Genomic DNA, 4,046 nt, shown 5'->3' on the forward strand with positions numbered 1-4,046 from the left:
GGGTGCAGGACATTAAAGTGGTGAGGGGAGCCGATTTGCACTCACCGCCTAAAGTGGGCATCATGGCAGGATGACCGAGCAAACCAAACAGAGACTGCGAGAGCGATTTGAACAAATCCTGGCAGCACAATACAAAAAGGCAACTACCATTAGCGACATTGAACAGATCGCCCTGGACATCGGGGGGCAAATCAAGCAAGCCGCTACAGAAGAAGTAGGCCAGGAAGCACAAGAGATAGACCCGCAAAGGGAGTCAGAGACAACACGAGGAGCAGAGTCGTTTCAAAGGGCAACCAGAGTTTGCTGCCCTGGGTGCCAGGGCAATGCCTGGTTCAAGATGCAACGAGTCCGAAGCATTCAAACCCTGGCAGGAATGCTCACACTGGAGCGAGCCTACTACCACTGTAAGAAATGTCAAAAGGGATTCTGTCCCCTGGATACTCGATTAGGTCTTGAACAAGGAAGCTTCTACAGTCCTGCTCTCGCTCAAGAAATCTGTGCCCTGTCTGCCAGTATGCCCTACGAATTGGCAATGCAAACCTTGGCCAGACTTACAAAAGTTGTGGTCAGTGGACGAAGTGCTCAACGCCTCGCCACCGGCCTTGTGGCTCAGATAGTGAGCGACTTCGTGGATCAACGCGAGGAGCAGATGCTCCCTCTGGCTTACTTGCCCGAAGAGAAAATCCCCCAAGAGTTACCTGAGCCCGAAGTTCTTTATCTGCAAGCGGATGGGATTCATACTCCGATGGAAGATGGTTCCTGGAAAGAAATGAAGGTGGCAGTGGTGCGGGCAGAATATTTTGACGGACGTGAGATGATGCCTTCGCACTACATTAGTCACCTGGGAGAAGCAGCTACTTTCGGCAAGCATTGGGAGGCACTCGCTCTCTCATGCGGTTCTCTTAAGAGCAAGTGCTTGGTAGTGATAGGCGATGGAGCCACTTGGATTTGGAATCTGGCCTCCACCCACTTTCCCCGAGCTGTCCAGATTCTGGATTTCTATCATGCCAGTGAGTATGTGTCGGCAGTTGCCCGTGCTGTCTTTGGAGAGCAAGAAGCCCAAAAAAGTGCCTGGCTTGCCTCTCGTCTGCATGAACTTAAACACAGTCATTGGTCATCTTTCTGGTTCGCCTTGGCGGAGTTGAATCAGCCCACTCTAGAGAGTCTGGTGAGTCTTCGGACATATTTTTCTCATCATGCCAGCCGAATGGAGTATGCCTCTTATCTGAAGCGTGGTCTTTGTATCGGCTCTGGTCTTGCTGAATCGAGTTGTAAGCGAATCGTGTCGGATCGTTTGAAAGGATCTGGCATGCACTGGAGTGTCTTGGGTGCCGAGGTGATCGCTCGTCTTCGCGGTTTCTTTTTGGGTGGTGAGTGGGATGTCTTTCAAGCGTTCTGGAATGCCCGACCCAGAAGAGGGGATACCTCACCACTTTAATGTCTTGCACCCCACAGCGGGAAATGCGCGAAGCTCGCGCCGCACAGGGCTGGTATCTCTATGCAATTGGGGAAGTGCGGCAGGAATCTGTTTGCATCATTGCTCCGGTTGTCGCAGATCCCAAAACCGGGGTTGTGGCGCAGGCTCAGTATGTGGTTTGCCGCGAAACGGGGCGGTGCTCGTGCCCGGATCAGCAGCGGCTGGATCGTGTGAATGGGCAGGCGTTTGATCTCGGTCTGCAAATTGATCCTCTTATCTGTAAGCACGCGCTTATGGTTCCGCTCTTGCTGAATCGCGCCGAAGAAGAAGCGGAGCGCCAGCGGTTGTTGGAAGCGGCTAAAGCCGCCATCGTTGCGCCTGTCCTGGCTTCTCCTAAGGTGCGTATCTCCTCCCGTGCTCAGTGGCATCTGTCGCGCCGCCGGGTTCGTATCCCTGCGGGGGCTTCTCTATGAGCGCCCCCGCTTCTCTCGCCGCCCCGAAAGGGGCGGCCCCAAGTCAGAGATTGGGAAAACTCTTGGGGGTGGCTTGTGATCTTTGCGGCACGGAGGATCAGTTGGTACTGGCGGACACGTTATGCGCCGATGGTCAGTGGCGTACGTTCCGGGTATGCTTGGCATGCCGTGCTGCTTGGGAGCTGCGCCCCGGTGGGCTGGAAGTATTGGTGCACGAGGATCGGGCGGAATATGTGCTTGAGCCTTGCCCAGAGCCCTATGTATCCCGGCCACCGCGCGAGGTGCTGGATTCGCTGATGCGTTCTCATCCCGGCGTTTGGGCGGTCTCGGTGCTGTGGTGGTCGCCGCCACGGCTGGAAGTGCTCTTGCTGTCTATCACGGGGCAGAACCGCGTTTTTCGCGGCGAGGTAATCGGCGAATGAGTAAGTGGGCCGGGGCGCGAAGCCCCAGCCCGAATCAAGCGTGTTCCCCCGTTGGACGGGGGCTAGGGGGGTGGCTATGGAAGATTGGCTAACAATTAAAGAAGCAGCAGAGATTCTGAAGTTGTCGGAGCATACAGTGCGTGACCAGGTGCGCCTTGGGAAGATTCCTGCCACAAAGCTGGGGCATCGGACGGTGCGGATTCGGCGGGCGGAGGTGGAGGCGCTTCTGCCACGTGCCGAGAGCCCAAGCGTGAGGCCGATTCGGCTGGATCGTGTGGGGATTGCGAGCTGGTTGCTTAGTGTGGTGGACAGTGGAGAGAGCACCGAGGGGAAGTTAGGACGAATCCGGGCGTTTGCGCTAGGGCTTGGGGCGGAGTAACTTTACCTGGCTGCGTTGTTGTTGCAGGGCTCGTTAGCTATCGTTCAATCTTGTCCGTGTAACGATCATCACAGCCCTCCAGAAGGATCACAGGTAAAATGCCGCTGAAATGAAGAAAACCTTAGCAGGCAATAAAATAGCTATTGTGATCGGTGTTAGTGGATACGCGCGTCCCAAAAGTAGCGGACTCTCGGAGTGGAGAGAGCTTCATACTGCTCAGGATGTCCTTGCACTGAAACATACCCTGATCACACGATTTGGCTTCACAGTCACTCCTTTGGTCACACCACAGCAGACAAGCCGCAAGGCCATTTTAGACACGCTTGATAAGCTGCCCTTACAGCTCAAACCAGGAGATACCGTCTATATCCACTTCAGTGGGCATGGCGATGGTGACGAAGAGCGTGGTTCGGAGTCGCTCGTTCCCTCCGATTGGCGTCCACGAAACCATCCGCAGGGAGACAATCACATCACGAACCAGGAGCTTGCTCAGCGCATCACGAAGATCAAAAGTCAGCTGGCAGGTGGGGCATTTTTCCTCAGTTTTGATTGTTGCTACTCAGGCTATATTGCGAGCTATACCCGAAGCGGGGGCGCGGTGATACGAGGACGGGATCGGAGTGTCCCGCGCCCGGCACGTACACTACCAAAACCCAGCGCCACGCAACCAAAGCAAGTACTCCTAGACCAGGGCAGCACACCTCTCATACTAGGAAACGCTCCTTCCGCGCAAGGCCGCGGCTTTACGGCTCTCTACGCCTGTCGTTACAATGAGACTGCCAAAGAGCTAGAGTCCCCCCGTGCGATGGGAGCGCTCACTTGCTCGCTGGTTGAGGCGCTCCTAGCCCTGCCCCCTGGTGCCACCTATCGAGAGCTGTTCGAGCGGGTGCGCACTCGGGTAGTGGCGCAGGTAGACGACCAGCACCCCGAGGCAGAGGGGGATCTGGATCGGCTTGTCTTTGGTGAGAAGCGTCTCCCGCAACCAAAAGGCGTGCCGGTGCGGCTCGCGGGGGGGATTCCCCAGCTCCTCGCAGGTCGCCTCCATGGTGTGACGGAGGGATCTTTGTACACCATCTACTCCCAGAAGGGCGAGCTGCCTATTGCCCAAGGGCGTGTGGCACAGGTCGAGCTACTTCAGGCCAACCTGATTCTGGATTCCCTCACCCCGCTCTCACCCGCGCAAAAGGCCGCACTTGTCACTGCCCGTGCGGTTGAGGTGAAGCACTCTTTCGAGCCGCCGCGCTTCGCGGTGGACTTATCCCCTATCCAAACCTATCCCACAGCCCCGGCACTGCGCGCCGCTCTGGAGCAAGTAGCACGCGAGAAAGGTCTTCTCCGAATCGCTGGTTCCAACG

Annotated in this window: 5 protein-coding genes; all 5 read left to right on the top strand. The window is 56.5% G+C overall.

Annotated elements, in window-relative coordinates:
• Nucleotides 1-70 precede the first annotated feature (70 nt).
• Nucleotides 71-1,438, top strand: coding sequence for an ISKra4 family transposase (locus tag RMO15_RS13755; RefSeq protein ID WP_309713583.1), 1,368 nt, complete (start codon nt 71-73; stop codon nt 1,436-1,438).
• Nucleotides 1,438-1,890 carry a hypothetical protein gene (locus tag RMO15_RS13760; protein WP_309713586.1) on the top strand — a complete coding sequence of 151 codons (453 nt, stop codon included), beginning with the start codon at nt 1,438-1,440 and terminating at the stop codon, nt 1,888-1,890. The genes RMO15_RS13755 and RMO15_RS13760 overlap by 1 nt, the downstream gene beginning before the upstream one ends.
• Nucleotides 1,891-1,958: 68 nt before the next feature.
• Nucleotides 1,959-2,312: a hypothetical protein gene (locus tag RMO15_RS13765; protein WP_309713588.1), complete on the top strand. Its 354-nt coding sequence runs from the start codon at nt 1,959-1,961 to the stop codon at nt 2,310-2,312.
• Between the two features lie 76 nt (nt 2,313-2,388).
• Nucleotides 2,389-2,691 (top strand): helix-turn-helix domain-containing protein, encoded by a 303-nt coding sequence (locus RMO15_RS13770; protein WP_309713590.1) that lies wholly within the window; start codon nt 2,389-2,391, stop codon nt 2,689-2,691.
• A gap of 109 nt (nt 2,692-2,800) precedes the next feature.
• On the top strand, nt 2,801-4,046 hold a 1,246-nt coding region (locus tag RMO15_RS13775), incomplete at its 3' end, for a caspase family protein (protein ID WP_309713593.1).

It is taken from the genome of Armatimonas sp. (assembly GCF_031410135.1).
In the GTDB taxonomy this organism is placed as follows: Bacteria; Armatimonadota; Armatimonadia; order Armatimonadales; family Armatimonadaceae; genus Armatimonas.

Coding starts and splice junctions, on each gene's coding strand:
- RMO15_RS13755 (WP_309713583.1), top strand. CDS start 71: ATGACCGAGCAAACCAAACAGAGACTGCGAGAGCGATTTGAACAAATC.
- RMO15_RS13760 (WP_309713586.1), top strand. CDS start 1,438: ATGTCTTGCACCCCACAGCGGGAAATGCGCGAAGCTCGCGCCGCACAG.
- RMO15_RS13770 (WP_309713590.1), top strand. CDS start 2,389: ATGGAAGATTGGCTAACAATTAAAGAAGCAGCAGAGATTCTGAAGTTG.